Genomic DNA, 15,465 nt, shown 5'->3' with positions numbered 1-15,465 from the left:
ATTTATTTTTTATTTCCTGCTTTCTTTAACTGATCTCCACCTGGAATATCCATTTGGCTCGTCATTTTAGATATTTGTCTTAAATCGATATCTCCGGTTAAAGAGATTACAACAGTTTCAAAATTAAGATTCTTACCATTCACCTCTATATTTCCACCTTCAGTTAACTCACCTAAACCGGTCATAAACATAACGAGTTCTTTTACATGATTTTCATCTTTCCCTTCCTTTACATAGAATTTTACTGTTTTATCTCCTTCTTTAAAACGCATTAATTCTTCTAATTTTGCAGATGTCAAATAACTCTTCACGGTAGTTGTCATTTTTTTTGAGGTCGCTTCATCACCTGATGTAAAAACTTTAAGACTCGTAATATTATTAACCATGTCAACATATTCTTGATCTTCAGAATCCTCTACATTCATCCCCATTGTTGCTAACATTCTAAACATTTTTTGATTTAGAACCAACGCCATTACATTTTCATCATCTTCTAGTTTGTCTATTGCAGATTGACCAAAAGAGGTTAATGTTGTTAGCATCAATACGGCTATTATCACGGTCTTTTTCCCCATTTTTAAGTACGATTTATAATTTTTCATAAGATTTTGTTTTTTAATGTTTTTGTTTTTAATTCTTTAATAATTTATTTGTTGTATCTCCAAATACAGTTATATAACTTGCTTTTTCCAATCCCATATTAAGATTTTCACCCGTCATATCTAATGCATTCATTCCTAGCAAACCTTTATTTAAATTTTTAGAAATTAAGGAGAGCGTTTGCTTGGTCTCTAAATATAACTCCTGTTCTTCTGGCGTATAATCCGCTAGAGTTTTGGGTTCATTACTCCAATTAGGAATAAAAAAACCAAGCATTAAAACAGCTACTGCTGCGACAGAAATCCATTGATACAATTTTGTTTTCTTAGTGTTTAATGGAACGTCTTTGGTATACTGCTCTTTTTTAGATTCAGAAAAAAATAGAAACATTGGCTTGTAATGCTCTAAATGTGGCGCTACATTATTGCTTTTAAAATAGGCTTTTAACTCTGCTTCTTCTTGCAATGTGGTTTCCGCACTATTGTATTTTTCTATTAACTTTTCTATATTATTTAAGTCCATGTTGATGTGTACTCGTTAATTTTTCTCTTATTGTTTTTCTTGCTCTAGATAAATTAACACGAATTGCTGTTTCGTTCATATCTAGCATTTTTGCAATTTCTGCATAATCATATTCTTCAATATCTCTTAATTGAACAATTATTTTTTGCTGTTCTGGCAGGTCTTCCATTATTTTAGAAACCCAATCTATACTATCTTTTGCTTCTACTTGTTTTTGTAATGACGAATTGTTATCCGTGTAATTACTATGAACGATTTTTAAATTCTGTGCTTGTTTAGATTTCAAACGATCTAAGCAAAAATTCTTAGTCATCGTCATACTAAAAGCTTCTACATTTTTATAATCACCAATCTTTTTACTATTTTTCCATAATTTTAAAAGTATTTCTTGCGTAGCATCTTCGGCTTCTTCACGAGAAACGAGTAATCGTTTAGCTAAACGAAATACTTTATCCTTAAATGGCATTACTAAGCTTACAAAATCTGCTTGCTTCATTATTGTTTGATTGGTTGGTTGGTGAAGTTGATTATTATTCGCCTTCATTATTACGACGATACACTTTGGCTTTTGTTACAAAGTTTTTTTTATTTATAATAATGTGAGTAAATTTAGAGTTTTACATTTATATTGCTAATAGAAGAAAAATTTAAAGATGAAAAAATTTAAGATATTACTTTTTACCTGTATTATTCTATTTTCTGTAACAAGTTGTTTTGAAGATATGGATGATAATATTATAGATGCATCCACCGAAGAAATTAATGATTTTGTATGGAAGGCAATGAATTTTGTTTACTTATACAAATCTGAAATACCAAATCTCTCTGATGACCGATTTACAACAACAGACGAGTACGTTGACTATTTAAATAGTTACGCTTCTCCAGAAGAATTATTTGAATCTCTATTATACTTACCAAACGAAATCGATAGATTCAGTGGTATTTACAGTAATTATTTTGATCTTCAAAATGCACTATCCGGAATATCGCTTAGTAACGGAATAGAATACAATTTATATTATGTACCAGGAAGTGATACTGAAGTTTTTGGTGCTATAACTTTAGTGTTAGCAAACAGTCCTGCAGAAAACTTAGGTTTAGAGCGTGGTCAAATTTTTAGAGCTATTAATGATGAAAATTTAACCCTAAATAATTATGTCAATTTATTAAGTAGTACATCTTACACCTTAAATTTAGCAGATTATGATGATAATGATACTTCTGATACTAATGATGATGACACTATTGTACTTTCAGGTATTAACGCAAGCCTTACAAAAGTTTCTTACACTGAAAACCCTGTTCATAAAACAGAAGTTTTAAATGTAAATGGAACAAGCATAGGCTATTTAATGTATAACGGTTTTACCAATGAATTTGATAATAATCTTAACGATGCTTTTGGTGAGTTTAATGCTGCTGGTGTTAGCGAATTAGTTATCGATTTAAGATATAATGGTGGTGGATCTGTACAAACAGCAGCTTATTTGGGTAGTATGGTTACAGGGCAGTTTACAGGTGAAGTTTACTCTAAATTATTTTACAATGAAAACTTAGCAAGTAACGACACCAACTATTTATTTACAAACTCAATAGACGGTGGTGGTTCTATAAACAGTCTTAATCTCTCTAAAGTGTATATACTAACAACAAATAGAAGAACGGCTTCTGCTAGTGAATTAGTTATTAATAGTCTAAAACCTTACATTGAAGTTGTTGTGATTGGCGAGAATACTGTTGGAAAAACACAAGCCTCTAGAACCGTTTACGATTCTCCTACATTATTTTCAGATACAGAAGCAAATCCAAGCCACACTTATGCACTACAACCTTTAATCGCTAATTCTACTAATGTAAATGAAGAATTAGTACCTTCTACTGGTATGGTGCCAGATATTGATCTTTCAGAATCGGTAACCAACCTAGGAATTCTTGGTGATGTTAATGAGCCACTCTTAGCAGCTGCTATATCGCATATGTCTTTATCAGGAAGATCTTCAACTTTTACAGAAGAACTTCCTAAGCTTAGAGAAATAAGTCTTCCAATTTCGGCTTTACAACAAGATATGCAAATTGATTAACCTTTAACTTTATAAGAAATAAAAAGCCGCTTCTATAATTTATAGAAGCGGCTTTTATGTTAACAATTCAAACGAAATCTAATAGTACTAGGATCTATTTGAAGATATTATCATTTAGTTAAAATAGATTTTTGAAGCTAATACTCCAACACTAAACGTATTCATTTCTGTTCCTGACACTAAATCATAAACCAATAAAGTACTATTTCCAGAAAAGCTAGCATTTGCATCTGTAACAAATAATTGATTATCATCAACAGATAAACCATAAGCATTAGCTGTCGTTATACCAAATAAAGAAGATATTGGTAAACTTGTAGCATTATCCGTTAAACCATAGACTTCATTATTTAAAATATAATAAGCAGTACCATCTTCATAAGCCATTAAACTTGGGTGCTCACCTGTAGGAAATTCTAAGTTAGAAATTATAGAATTATCACTTAAATCAATTCTTGTAATTGCTGCTTCAGTTTCAACAGGTGGTGTTAACCAAGATTGATCAGCACCAGAACTCAATACTAATAAATCTCCAGATTCATCTATAAACATTTCATCTGGCACATCATTTACGGTTATTGTTTCAACTGCACTATCTGCTATATTAATCACAGAAATCACATTATTAAGACCATAACCACCTTTATGAGATACATAAAGTTTATCCGATGCTTCTAAAACTTGTTCTGGACCTTCAGAAACAGAAATTGTAGAAATTACGGTATTAGAAGTTAAATCAATTACTGCAACATAATCATCTGTTGCATCAAAAGGATCTCCCCAATCTGATACATAAGCTGTATTATCTTCAAAAGCAATATATCTTGGTGTTGTTAAACCTGTAGAAATAGTTGCTAATTTTTCGAATGTGTAACGATTAACAACTGTAATTGTTCCTGCATCTGCAACGATATATGCCTTATCCTCATCAAAACCTATAGATTGTAAATACACATCTGTAGCTTCATTGTTGACATTAAAATAAATTTCATTTTCTGATAACATTAAGTCTTCAGAAATAAAAGATATTGAGCTTGGTGACGAAAAAGACCCTTCTCCACTAACTATAATTCCATCTTCATAAGCACCTAAAGGCTCCGTTGATATATTATCATCATTATCTTCCGAACATGAAACGATAAATAATGACATTGCAAAAATTGATAAAATGACTTTTTTCATTGTAATTGGTTTAAAAATTATATTGAATTTGAAACTTAAAATTAATATCATAACTCAACCTAGAGTTCCCAAAGATTTTCAGCATAAAACTTATAGTTATCGAAAAAATCCTTGATTTGAAAATAATTTGTTGACAAACATAAACTTTTAAAGACCTCTAAAACTTGATTAAAGTCACTTTTTTTTATTCATTTTATAGATAAGATAAATAAACCCAATTAAAAAATGCGCTATGATTACACCTGAAATGATATATAGTGTTAAATTTGAATTGTCTCTCATGACTGTATTTTTAACAAAATTACCGATTCATTAAATAAACATTAGTTACAAAGGTTACATATGAAAATCATTAAATTCTTCATTCTACTACTTATCGTTAGTGCATGTAAAAATGAAACTAAAAACAACGAGTCAAATACATTAGATAGCATAACAGCAACAGAGACTCCTCTAAAATATGCTGAAGGTTTTAAAATCTCACAATCTAACAATCTAAAAACTATAGAAATAACAAAACCCTGGCCAAAGGCTGAAAAAAAATACACCTATTTAGTACTCACTAAAGAGCAAGCTGCGAAAACAACTTACAATAAAAATGATTATGATGGCGTAATAATTACCCCAATCACAAAAATGGTGGTGACTTCTACAACACATATTCCCGCTTTAGAACTTCTAAATATTGAAGATAAATTAGTGGGATTCCCAGGTACAAATTATGTGTCATCAGAGAAAACCAGAAAATTAATAGATGATAAAAAAGTTAGAGAACTCGGAAAAAACGAAGGCATAAATACCGAGGTTTTATTAGAACTAAACCCTGATGTTGTCATTGGATTTGGAGTAGATGGTGTAAACAAAACCTTTGAAACGATTAAAAAAGTAGGCATTCCTGTTATTTATAATGGTGATTGGGTAGAGTCTTCTGCCTTAGCAAAAGCGGAATGGATAAAATTATTTGGTGCGCTTTTTAATAAAGAAAAAGAAGCCGATTCTATCTTTAATAAAATTGAAAAAGACTACTTAGAGGCTAAAGAAATCGCTAAACAAGTTGATTTTCAACCTACTGTTTTTAGTGGTGCACTATATAAAGATGTATGGTATCTTCCAAATGGCTCTAGTGCAGAAGCTCAATTTCTAAAAGATGCCAATGTTAATTATTTATGGAGCGACACTACAGGTAATGGTAGTTTAGCTTTAAGTTTTGAAGCCGTATTAAATAAAGCCAAAATGGCTGACATATGGTTAAGTCCATCTTATTATACCAGTTTAAAACAACTTGAAGAAGCCAACGCATTATATACTAATTTTGAAGCCTTCAAAAAACAAAATATTTATAGCTTTTCTAACACTACAGGAGCAACTGGTGGTGTGTTGTATTATGAATTAGGCTCTGCAAGACCCGATTTAGTTTTAAAAGATTTAATTAAAGTTTGCCACCCAGAATTGTTGCAAGATTATACACCTTATTTTTTCAAAAAATTAAAATAAAAACGTTGAGAGTTTCAATATTCAAAAGAACTTAAAGCTCTACTCATTAATGAAAACCAACTACACATATCAATTTATAATTCTAGCTGCTATTCTCTTGTTTTGTTTTGTACTTAACATTAGTCTTGGTTCTATCAGCATTCCATTTTCTGAAGTTCTTAAAAGCTTATGCTCTACAACTGATAATGATACTTGGCAAGTTATTATTATGGAATTTAGACTCCCTAAAGCACTCACTGCAATTATGGTGGGTTCAGGTCTAGGAATTTCAGGATTATTAATGCAGACATTGTTTAGAAACCCCTTAGCAGGTCCTTTTGTTCTAGGTATCAGCTCTGGTGCTAGTTTAGGTGTTGCCATAGTTATTTTAGGTTCAGGGCTTTTTGGTGGCTTATTTGCTACAGCACTTATTGCTAAATGGAGCATTGTTATCGCTGCTAGTTTAGGTAGTTTTTTAGTGTTACTTGCCGTTTTAGCGGTTTCAAACAAAGTGAGAGATACTATGGCTATTTTAATTATTGGTTTAATGTTTGGGAGCATTACCTCAGCTGTTGTAAGTGTTTTATCTTACTTCAGCTCTGCAGAACAATTGCAACAATATGTCTTTTGGGGCTTTGGAAGTTTAAGTAACTTATCTTGGTACGAACTTTTAATTTTCTTTATCATTTACGCTGTTGGACTGCTATTAAGTATAGCCTCTATAAAAGGACTAAACAGTTTATTATTAGGTGATAATTATGCGAAAAGTTTAGGGTTAAATTTAAAACAAAGTCGACTTATTATCATTTTAGCAACAAGTTTAATTGCCGGAACAATTACGGCTTTCTCGGGTCCAATTGCATTTATTGGTTTGGCTATTCCGCATTTAACAAGACAGCTTTTTAAAACAACAAATCATAAAATATTACTACCTGCTGTATTTTTATTTGGTGCTATTGTAATGTTAATTTGCGATAGTATTGCTCAAGTTCCCGGAAGCGATTACACCTTACCAATTAATGCCATAACAGCTTTGGTTGGTGCACCTGTTGTAATTTGGTTATTAGTTAAACAACGAAAAATGATGTTTTAAAATGAAAAAAGAAACATCACATAACATCCTTAAAGCACATCAACTTTCTATAGGTTACAAAACCAAGAAGGCTGAAACAGTAATTGCATCAAATATTAATTTTGAATTGCAAAAAGGACAATTAATTGGCTTGGTGGGGGCTAATGGCATAGGGAAATCAACCTTATTAAGAACCTTAATTAAAGTACAACCTGAATTATCTGGTTCTATTTATTTAAAAAATAAGGAACTTAAAACAACCTCTATTTCAGAACTCGCTAAACAATTAAGCATTGTTTTAACCGAACCTTTAACTTCTAAAAACTTATCGGTTTTCGAATTGGTATCTTTAGGTCGTCATCCTTATACTAATTGGATAGGAAACCTCACGGAGTCAGATACAACGATTATAAACAATGCTTTAACGCTCGTTAATATTTCAGAACTGAAAGACAAAAAGTGTTACGAACTTAGTGATGGACAATTACAAAAAGTAATGATTGCACGCGCTTTAGCACAAGATACAGATGTAATTGTTTTAGACGAACCAACGTCGCATCTCGATATGTATCATAAGGCTTACATTTTAAAACTGCTTCAAAAATTAACTAAAGAAACAGGTAAAACTATCTTATTTTCTTCTCACGAAATTGACTTAGCGATTCAACTTTGCGATACTATGATTGTGATGACCAAAGACCATGTGGTTTGCGATCAACCTTGTAATTTAATTTCAAAAGGGGTTTTTAATTCTCTTTTCCCAAAAGACTTAATTGTTTTTGATGAGATTACAGGAAGCTTTCGTGTGACGAAGTAGACTGAAAATTTTAACATTCAACATTTATTTCATTTTCTTCTTATTCATTTTTCAACATTAAAAATTATCTTTGATTCATATCCTTTTCAATTATGAACAACACCATCATTCTTTTTATAGCCAGTCTTGTTTCTGCAAGTATTGGTGCTTTCATCGGGCTTAAATTTGCGCAATTGAAAAGTAAAAGTGATAAAAGCACACTTGAAGAACGCAATGCAAATCTTCAGCTACAACTCAATGAAGTTAAAAAAGCTTCGGAAATAGAAAGCGAAAAACAACTTCAATATTTCAATCAACAATTAGCGGCATCTAAAGAAAACAGTTCTAAAATAGAATCGGAACGTGAAGAAATTAGAAGAGAAAAAGATTTTTTGAATGCAGAGCTTTCAAGACGGAATACAGAGTTTGAAAACTTAAAACAACAAAATCAAAAACGTGACGAAGAGTTTGTAACACAACAAGAACAACTTCGAAAAGATTTTGAATTAATGGCTTCAAAAATCTTAGAAGAGAAATCAGAAAAATTCACACTTCAGAATAAAGAAAACATAAAAAGTATTTTAAATCCGCTTGAAGAAAAAATAAAAACCTTTGAGAAAAAAGTAGATGATACACAAAAGGAAAGTATCAGTATGCATTCTGCTTTAAAAGAGCAGCTTTTAGGTTTAAAAGACCTGAATCAGCAAATGACAAAAGAAGCCACCAACCTTACAAGAGCTTTAAAAGGCGATAGTAAAACACAAGGTAATTGGGGCGAATTGGTATTAGAGCGCGTTTTAGAAAAATCAGGATTAGAAAAAGATAGGGAGTATTTTGTACAGCAAAATTTTCAGCGCGAAGATGGTTCTCGTGTACTACCAGATGTGGTGTTACACCTTCCGGATTCTAAAAAAATGATTATTGATTCTAAAGTTTCACTAACGGCATACGAACAATTTGTTAACGCAGAAGATGAGGAACGTCCGCTATTTTTAAAAGCACATGTGAATTCTATAAAGAAACATGTAGACCAACTGTCAGCTAAGAATTACCAAGATCTATATGATATTGAATCACCAGACTTTGTACTGATGTTTATTCCTATTGAACCTGCTTTTGCTGTAGCTATAAATGAAGATAATTCTCTTTATAATAAAGCGTTTGAGCAGAACATTGTTATTGTCACCCCTTCTACCCTTTTAGCAACATTACGTACTGTTGATTCTATGTGGAATAACGAAAAACAACAACAAAATGCCATTGAAATAGCAAAACAAGCAGGAGCTTTGTATGATAAATTCGAAGGTTTAGTCATCGATTTAACGAGTGTTGGTAAAAAGATAGATGCTGCTAAAAGTGATTATTCTTCTGCGATGAACAAACTTGTTGATGGTAAAGGCAACTTGATTACCAGAGTTGAAAAAATAAAAAAAATGGGTGCTAAAGCTAAAAAAGCACTTCCTGAAAGTATTATAAAACGTGCTTCAGAAGACGATTTATAAAATATGCCTATAATTAAGCATAATCTATATTATGCCTTTAAAACAGAATAATTAAAATTATGCCCTTAAAAAGGAATATACTTGTTTATTCCATAAATAAGGAATATATTTGATATATTAATAGTTTAATTATGACGAGTATTATTACTGGAGATATTATAAAATCGCGTCAAGCCACAAACGAAGAACTTTGGCTTACACCTCTAAAGTCTGCTTTAGCTCAAATAACTACAGATACTAATTTTTACGATATTTATAGAGGAGACAGCTTTCAATTAGAATGCACAACTATTGAGGATAGCTTTAAAAATGCAGTTTACATAAAAGCATTTTTAAAATCTGTAAAAAACTTAGATGTACGTATGTCTATTGGTATTGGCACAAAAGATTACCAGGGAGATTCTGTTAGCGAATCTAACGGTGAAGCCTTTATCTACTCTGGCGAAACTTTTGAAACTTTAAAAAAAGACAAACAAAACCTTAAAATAAAAACGAAAGACAAGGTCTTAAATAAAGAAATTAATCTTTATTTTAGGCTAGCGCTTATTGCTATGGATAATTGGACGGTTAATTCTGCCGAAATTGTAAAACTCAGTTTAGAACATCCTAACATGATTCAAGTGGAATTAGCTAAAATTATTGGTATTAACCAAGATGCTGTAAGTAAGCGTCAAAAGCGCGCCTATTTAGACGAAATATTAGATTTAGACCGTTTATACAGACAAAAAATTAGCCAACTATGATGTTATTAATTTTAAAATTGACCTTAGCGCATCTTATTGGTGATTTTTTTATGCAACCTGATAAATGGGTTAAAGCAAAAGAGAGAAAAAAACTAAAATCAGTTTGGCTGTATGTCCATGCTAGTATTCATATCGCCTTGATGTTTTTAATGGTATGGGATTTAAGTTATACCTTACTAATATTAAGTATTGGCGCTTTACATCTCATTATTGATGGAGCTAAGCTTTTACTTCAACATAAAAAAACAAAACGTTTATACTTTTTTATAGATCAACTTTTACATATCGTTTCTATTATAGGTTTAACAATCTTATTCTCTGAAGGAGATTTACCATTTACCTTTTCTTTTAGTTCTCATTTTCTATTATTGGTCATTTGTGCTGCTTTTTTAACGACACCGACTTCTATAATAATGAAAATTATATTTTCTAAATGGAACATTACTAAAATCACAAAAGACAAAGAATCTTTAAAAGATGCCGGAACCTACATTGGCATATTAGAGCGCTTGTTAGTCTTTATATTTATTGCGACTGATCATTGGGAAGCTGTTGGTTTTTTAATCACAGCAAAATCTGTTTTTAGATTTGGTGATCTTACCGCTTCTGGAGAACGAAAACTAACGGAATACATTTTAATTGGTACACTTATAAGTTTTGGAATCGCTATACTTGTAAGCCTACTTTACTTAAATTTAAAAATATATGTTTAAATCAATAAAAGAATCAAAGATTGAAATTTCAGAACTGATGCTACCATCTAACACTAATTTTGGTGGTAAAATTCATGGAGGTTACATCTTAAGTTTAATGGATCAAATTGCCTTTGCATGTGCATCTAAGCATTCAAGAAGTTATTGTGTAACTGCTTCTGTAGATAAAGTAAACTTCTTAAGACCTATTGAAGTTGGTGAATTGGTGACTATGAAAGCCTCTATTAATTATGTAGGTAAATCTTCTATGGTCGTTGGGATTAGGGTTGAAGCTGAAAACATTAGAACAGGAAACATTAAACATTGTAATTCGTCTTATTTCACAATGGTGGCTGTTAATGAAAATGGAAAAACAGAATCTGTTCCTGGACTTGTTATAAGTTCTAAAATTGAAGCCAAACGTTTTATTAGAGCGATAAAAAGACGTGAAGATGACGTGAAAAAAGATGCCTATCTCAGTGAAATCTACAAAAATGTGGATCAATACTTAGAACTCTTAAAGGACTACAGGGTTAAAATAGAAATTTAAAAAGAAAGCCATTTCAGTAAAGAAATGGCTTTTTAATTTAAAAAATTAATTATTCAGAACAGAATATATTCTAAAATTAGTTAATGACTAATTTCTTTGTTGCTTTAGTGTTTTCTCCATTTAATTCTAATAAATAAATACCCGAATTTAATTCCAAAAACATAGTATTCTCACCAATTTTAAGAGCTTTTTGCATGATTAGTTTTCCATCAAGACTATACACATTCATTTGGTTAAATGACATATTATTAGATAAAGTCAATTGACCAGAACTTGGATTAGGGTAAATTGAAATAGCATTCTGAGTTATTTCATCTACACTTAAGAAACCACAATTTACAGGATCGAAAGTTACCAATCCTAAACTAGAGATATCATTTTCGTGTACAATTACAGCTTCTGCATCTGCTAGTGTGTTAGGAGTATTTTCTTCATCCCAACAATTATGCATAGCAGAAATAGCATTACTCGTATTGTTATAAAGTGCATAGATAACACCTCCATTACCATTTTCAGAAAACACATTTTCACCTACATTTTCATCATTATCTCCTAAATTAATAGAAGCAGAACCAATAACTGTTATTCCCCATAAGTTACGACGTATTTCATTTCCACTCGCAATAACTTCCATATCTGAAGTAGACGAATTTAAAGAGATACCACTTCCACCTAAATTAGGACTATTTTGAGAATCATTATCTTCTATGATGTTATTTCTTATATAAGCAAAAGAGTTACCACCAACAACAGTAAGACCATAGCGGTTATCTCTAATAATATTATCATCAATGATGACATTTATAAAACCATCTACAAAATTAGAAACTGCAATTCCTCCTACTTGTGTTAAAGTACGATCACCTATAATAGTATTCTGAATAATTTCTAAAGGTTGATCTTCCATTGTAGATCCCATATTAATTTGAGGACGATTTGAATTTTCTTGATTATTACCTTCAATATAATTATTAAAGATATAAGCAGAAACTTCACTATTAGCACCAGAACTCACTGCTGCAGTATCATTAAATGTAATGGTGTTGTTTGTTATTTGCGCTCTACCTCTAAGAAGAGAAATAACACTACCTGTAGAAACACCTGAAACATTATTTGTAATTAAAGAATTATTGATTGTAAATGTTTCCGTAAGCACACGCAATCCACCACCATATTCTATAGTTGCATTTTGAATGTTAATATCAGAAAGTTGCTCAAAACGAAAACCTTCATAAGGCATTGTAGGATCAATAGCTGTAAACACAACATTTTCTCCATTAACAGTAAAGTTTCCAAAAATGGTAATTAATAAATTTTCACCGATTTCTAAAGTTAAGTCCGAATCGATAAGAAGTGTATCACTTGCAGAAATAATAAGTTCATCTACTAATGTATAAGTCGAACCTGATACAGAAATTGTAGATGGACTTAAAGTAACAAGATCATCTAAGCTGTAAGTGACTCCGGTATCTGGAGTGGTATAACCTTGAGCTGAAAGCATCGCAATGACACTAATGTTTGCTAAAAGACTGAGTAAAAATTTTTTCATAAATAAATTGATTTTAGTTGCCATAAAACTATAAAAAATATTACAAAAACAACATTCAAAATCGTTTTCTTTATAAGAATTTTCTTATAAGTATATATTTAGAAATATAAAAATTATAATATTTTAAAATCGAAATCTGTTAAATGCTTTAACTTATTTTCTACATTTTAACAAGTAGCATACTTCATTTAACATCTAGTATTAAACTGAAGTTAAGCCTCTTTCAAAATTAGCTACAACGCAATACATCCTTTATCTTAGTGATAGTTAAAATGAATAAAATAAAATCACAAATGGAAAATTTAAAAAGAAAGACAGTTGCAATTTTAGCAACAAATGGATTTGAGGAAAGTGAATTAAAAGAACCAATGGATGCTTTAAAAGAAGCTGGAGCTGACGTTCATATCATCTCAGATAAATCAGGAAAAATTAAAGGATGGCAAAACGGTAATTGGAGTAATGAATATGATGTTGATAAAACATTAAATGAAGCTTCTGAAGCAGATTATAATGCTTTAATGTTACCTGGAGGCGTTATGAATCCAGATACTTTAAGACAAAATAAAGAAGCCGTTAATTTTGTAAAAGCCTTCTTCAAGAATAAAAAACCCGTTGCTGCAATTTGCCACGCACCATGGTTGTTAGCAGAAGCTGATGTATTAAAGGGACGTAAAATCACCTCTTATGGTTCTATTAAGCAAGATATGATTAATGCCGGTGCTGAATGGGAAGATAGCGAAGTTGTTGTAGATCATGGATTAGTAACAAGTAGAAACCCAAATGATTTACCTGCATTTAATGCTAAGTTAATAGAAGAAGTTTATGAAGGTAAACATCAATTGCAAACCGCATAATACTAAAATTATAAAAATAAAAAAGCGAACTTTAAAAAGTTCGCTTTTTTTTATGATTAAAACTTCAATTTAAAAATTGAGTTTTTAAACTAATGATTATTTAGTCCCCATTAATTCAACATCAAATACTAAAGTTGCATCTGGTGGAATTACACCACCTGCACCTGCAGAACCGTATGCTAAATCACTAGGAATTACTAAACGAGCTTTATCACCAACGTTTAATAAACAAATTCCTTCATCCCAACCAGAAATAACCTGACCAACTCCTACTTGAAAATCTAATGGCGAGTTTCTTTTGTAAGACGAATCAAAAACAGTCCCGTCTGCTAACTGACCTTTATAATGTACAGAAACCATTTGTCCTTTCTCTGCTTTTTTACCGTCTCCTTTTTGAATAATTTTATAACGTAAACCAGAAGCCGTTTCTTCAAAACCAAGAGCTAATTTATCTAACTCAGCTCTTGCTGCTTCACGCTCTGCTGCAACACGCTTTTCACGAGAACCTTCAAATGTTCTAAAAGCTTCAATAGCATTAAATTTTTCTGCTGCTTCTCCTTGTCTTACGATTTCTAAACTATCAATAGTATCACCTTGAGCAATAGCATCAACAATATCTTGTCCTTCAACTACATTTCCAAAAACAGTATGTTTACCATCTAACCAGTCTGTAGCAACGTGAGTAATATAAAATTGACTTCCGTTTGTACCAGGACCAGAGTTTGCCATAGCTAAAACACCAGGCCCACTATGTCTTAAATCGGGATGAAACTCATCGTCAAATTTATAACCTGGGTTTCCAGTACCTGTACCTTGTGGACAACCACCTTGAATCATAAAATCAGGAATTACTCTGTGGAATTTTAAGCCATCATAGTAAGGTGTTCCTTGTGGCTTCACCGAATTTTCTAAATTACCTTCAGCTAAAGCTACAAAATTACCTACCGTTCCCGGAGCTTTTTCGAACTCTAAATTTACTAATATCTCACCTTTTGAAGTGTTGAATTTTGCGTATAAACCGTCTTGCATTGTCTGTGTTTTTATTTGAAGTTGCAAAGATAGTGAATTGAAAGTTTAGAACATAAAGCCAAAAGTTTAAAGCCTATGATTCTGAAAATATTATAAATTGTTTAACAATAATCCGTCAGTTCGAGTAAAATATTAATTGAAGCAAAGCGGAAATTTATATTTTATATCAAGAACCATTAACACTTAACACAAATAAAAACCAAGAATCAAATAATCACAAAAGAACGTCAGTTCGAGTGAAGTGTAAATTAAAGCACAGCGGAAATTTATATTTCGTATCGAGAACTATTAACACACATAACAACAAATAAAAACCGAAAATCAAATAATCACAAACAACGTCAGTTCGAGTGAAATGTAAATTAAAGCACAGCGGAAATTTATATGTTGTATCGAGAACCATTCAGTACTCTTAACACAAATAAAAGCCAAAAATCAAATAATCACAAAACAACGTCAGTTCGAATGAAATATTAATTGAAGCAAAGCGGAAATTTATATGTTGTATCGAGAACTATTAGCACACATAACAACAAATAAAAACCAAAAATCAAATAATCACAAAACAACGTCAGTTCGAGTGAAATGTAAATTAAAGCACAGCGGAAATTTATATTTTATATCGAGAACCACTCATAACACCTAACACAAATAAAAAAAACAAGAATCAAATAATCACAAACAACGTCAGTCCGAGTGAAATATAAATTGAAGCAAAGCGGAAATTTATATTTAGTATCGAGAGCCACTCATAACACCTAACATAAATTAAAACCAAAAATCAAATAATCACAAACAACGTCAGTTCGAGTGAAAT

The 15,465-nt window shown here is 31.2% G+C and carries 15 protein-coding genes; 9 read left to right on the top strand and 6 right to left on the bottom strand.

Translation table 11 applies throughout. The features are described 5' to 3' along the window. Nucleotides 1-2: 2 nt before the first annotated feature. The 3 genes from HSX10_RS11680 to HSX10_RS11670 are packed head-to-tail and all read right to left on the bottom strand — an operon-like array spanning nucleotide 3 to nucleotide 1,618. The gene (locus HSX10_RS11680; RefSeq protein ID WP_246293646.1) at nucleotides 3-602 is read right to left on the bottom strand and encodes a GFO_1090 family protein; all 600 of its coding nucleotides are present in this window, start codon (nucleotides 600-602) and stop codon (nucleotides 3-5) included. Nucleotides 603-630: 28 nt separating this feature from the next. Continuing rightward, nucleotides 631-1,122: a PG0215 family putative anti-sigma factor gene (locus HSX10_RS11675; RefSeq protein ID WP_173588407.1), complete on the bottom strand. Its 492-nt coding sequence runs from the start codon at nucleotides 1,120-1,122 to the stop codon at nucleotides 631-633. Then, entirely contained in the window at nucleotides 1,109-1,618 is a 510-nt protein-coding gene (locus HSX10_RS11670) for a GFO_1088 family ECF-type sigma factor (protein ID WP_173588406.1), read from the bottom strand. The genes HSX10_RS11675 and HSX10_RS11670 overlap by 14 nt, the downstream gene beginning before the upstream one ends. Before the next feature lie 157 nt (nucleotides 1,619-1,775). On the opposite strand from HSX10_RS11670, the gene HSX10_RS11665 reads away from it, so the two are divergent. Continuing rightward, entirely contained in the window at nucleotides 1,776-3,206 is a 1,431-nt protein-coding gene (locus tag HSX10_RS11665) for a GFO_1087 family putative carboxy terminal peptidase (RefSeq protein WP_254453236.1), read from the top strand. A 114-nt stretch (nucleotides 3,207-3,320) separates the two neighbouring features. Here the strand turns inward: HSX10_RS11665 and HSX10_RS11660 are convergent, their stop codons facing one another. Then, nucleotides 3,321-4,388: a YncE family protein gene (locus tag HSX10_RS11660; protein WP_173588405.1), complete on the bottom strand. Its 1,068-nt coding sequence runs from the start codon at nucleotides 4,386-4,388 to the stop codon at nucleotides 3,321-3,323. A 342-nt stretch (nucleotides 4,389-4,730) separates the two neighbouring features. Between HSX10_RS11660 and HSX10_RS11655 the strand changes: the two genes are divergently transcribed. From HSX10_RS11655 to HSX10_RS11625, 7 genes are all read left to right on the top strand, one after another. Further along, the gene (locus HSX10_RS11655; RefSeq protein ID WP_173588404.1) at nucleotides 4,731-5,882 is read left to right on the top strand and encodes an ABC transporter substrate-binding protein; all 1,152 of its coding nucleotides are present in this window, start codon (nucleotides 4,731-4,733) and stop codon (nucleotides 5,880-5,882) included. A gap of 49 nt (nucleotides 5,883-5,931) precedes the next feature. Further along, nucleotides 5,932-6,954, top strand: a complete 1,023-nt coding sequence (locus tag HSX10_RS11650) for a FecCD family ABC transporter permease (RefSeq protein ID WP_173588403.1) — start codon at nucleotides 5,932-5,934, stop codon at nucleotides 6,952-6,954. A 1-nt stretch (nucleotide 6,955) separates the two neighbouring features. After that, the gene (locus tag HSX10_RS11645; RefSeq protein WP_173588402.1) at nucleotides 6,956-7,750 is read left to right on the top strand and encodes an ABC transporter ATP-binding protein; all 795 of its coding nucleotides are present in this window, start codon (nucleotides 6,956-6,958) and stop codon (nucleotides 7,748-7,750) included. Between the two features lie 92 nt (nucleotides 7,751-7,842). Beyond that, the gene (locus HSX10_RS11640) at nucleotides 7,843-9,231 is read left to right on the top strand and encodes a DNA recombination protein RmuC (RefSeq protein WP_173588401.1); all 1,389 of its coding nucleotides are present in this window, start codon (nucleotides 7,843-7,845) and stop codon (nucleotides 9,229-9,231) included. Nucleotides 9,232-9,362: 131 nt separating this feature from the next. Beyond that, the gene (locus tag HSX10_RS11635) at nucleotides 9,363-9,974 is read left to right on the top strand and encodes a transcriptional regulator (protein WP_173588400.1); all 612 of its coding nucleotides are present in this window, start codon (nucleotides 9,363-9,365) and stop codon (nucleotides 9,972-9,974) included. Then, nucleotides 9,971-10,687: a DUF3307 domain-containing protein gene (locus tag HSX10_RS11630; RefSeq protein WP_367651268.1), complete on the top strand. Its 717-nt coding sequence runs from the start codon at nucleotides 9,971-9,973 to the stop codon at nucleotides 10,685-10,687. Before HSX10_RS11635 ends, HSX10_RS11630 begins: the two co-directional genes overlap by 4 nt. Next, nucleotides 10,680-11,216 carry an acyl-CoA thioesterase gene (locus HSX10_RS11625; protein WP_173588399.1) on the top strand — a complete coding sequence of 179 codons (537 nt, stop codon included), beginning with the start codon at nucleotides 10,680-10,682 and terminating at the stop codon, nucleotides 11,214-11,216. Before HSX10_RS11630 ends, HSX10_RS11625 begins: the two co-directional genes overlap by 8 nt. Before the next feature lie 76 nt (nucleotides 11,217-11,292). On the opposite strand, the gene HSX10_RS11620 is transcribed toward HSX10_RS11625, so the two are convergent. Next, the gene (locus HSX10_RS11620) at nucleotides 11,293-12,765 is read right to left on the bottom strand and encodes a T9SS type A sorting domain-containing protein (protein WP_173588398.1); all 1,473 of its coding nucleotides are present in this window, start codon (nucleotides 12,763-12,765) and stop codon (nucleotides 11,293-11,295) included. A gap of 293 nt (nucleotides 12,766-13,058) precedes the next feature. Here HSX10_RS11620 and HSX10_RS11615 point away from each other — a divergent pair, with 293 nt between their 5' ends. After that, nucleotides 13,059-13,619 carry a type 1 glutamine amidotransferase domain-containing protein gene (locus HSX10_RS11615; protein ID WP_173588397.1) on the top strand — a complete coding sequence of 187 codons (561 nt, stop codon included), beginning with the start codon at nucleotides 13,059-13,061 and terminating at the stop codon, nucleotides 13,617-13,619. A 96-nt stretch (nucleotides 13,620-13,715) separates the two neighbouring features. Here the strand turns inward: HSX10_RS11615 and HSX10_RS11610 are convergent, their stop codons facing one another. After that, entirely contained in the window at nucleotides 13,716-14,648 is a 933-nt protein-coding gene (locus HSX10_RS11610) for a peptidylprolyl isomerase (protein WP_173588396.1), read from the bottom strand. Nucleotides 14,649-15,465: the final 817 nt, after the last annotated feature.

Origin of the sequence: Winogradskyella undariae, from assembly GCF_013285155.1 — a bacterium.
Lineage (GTDB): Bacteria > Bacteroidota > Bacteroidia > Flavobacteriales > Flavobacteriaceae > Winogradskyella > Winogradskyella undariae.
Note: the sequence above shows the minus strand (reverse complement) of the source record. Positions and strands in the feature narration are given on the sequence as shown.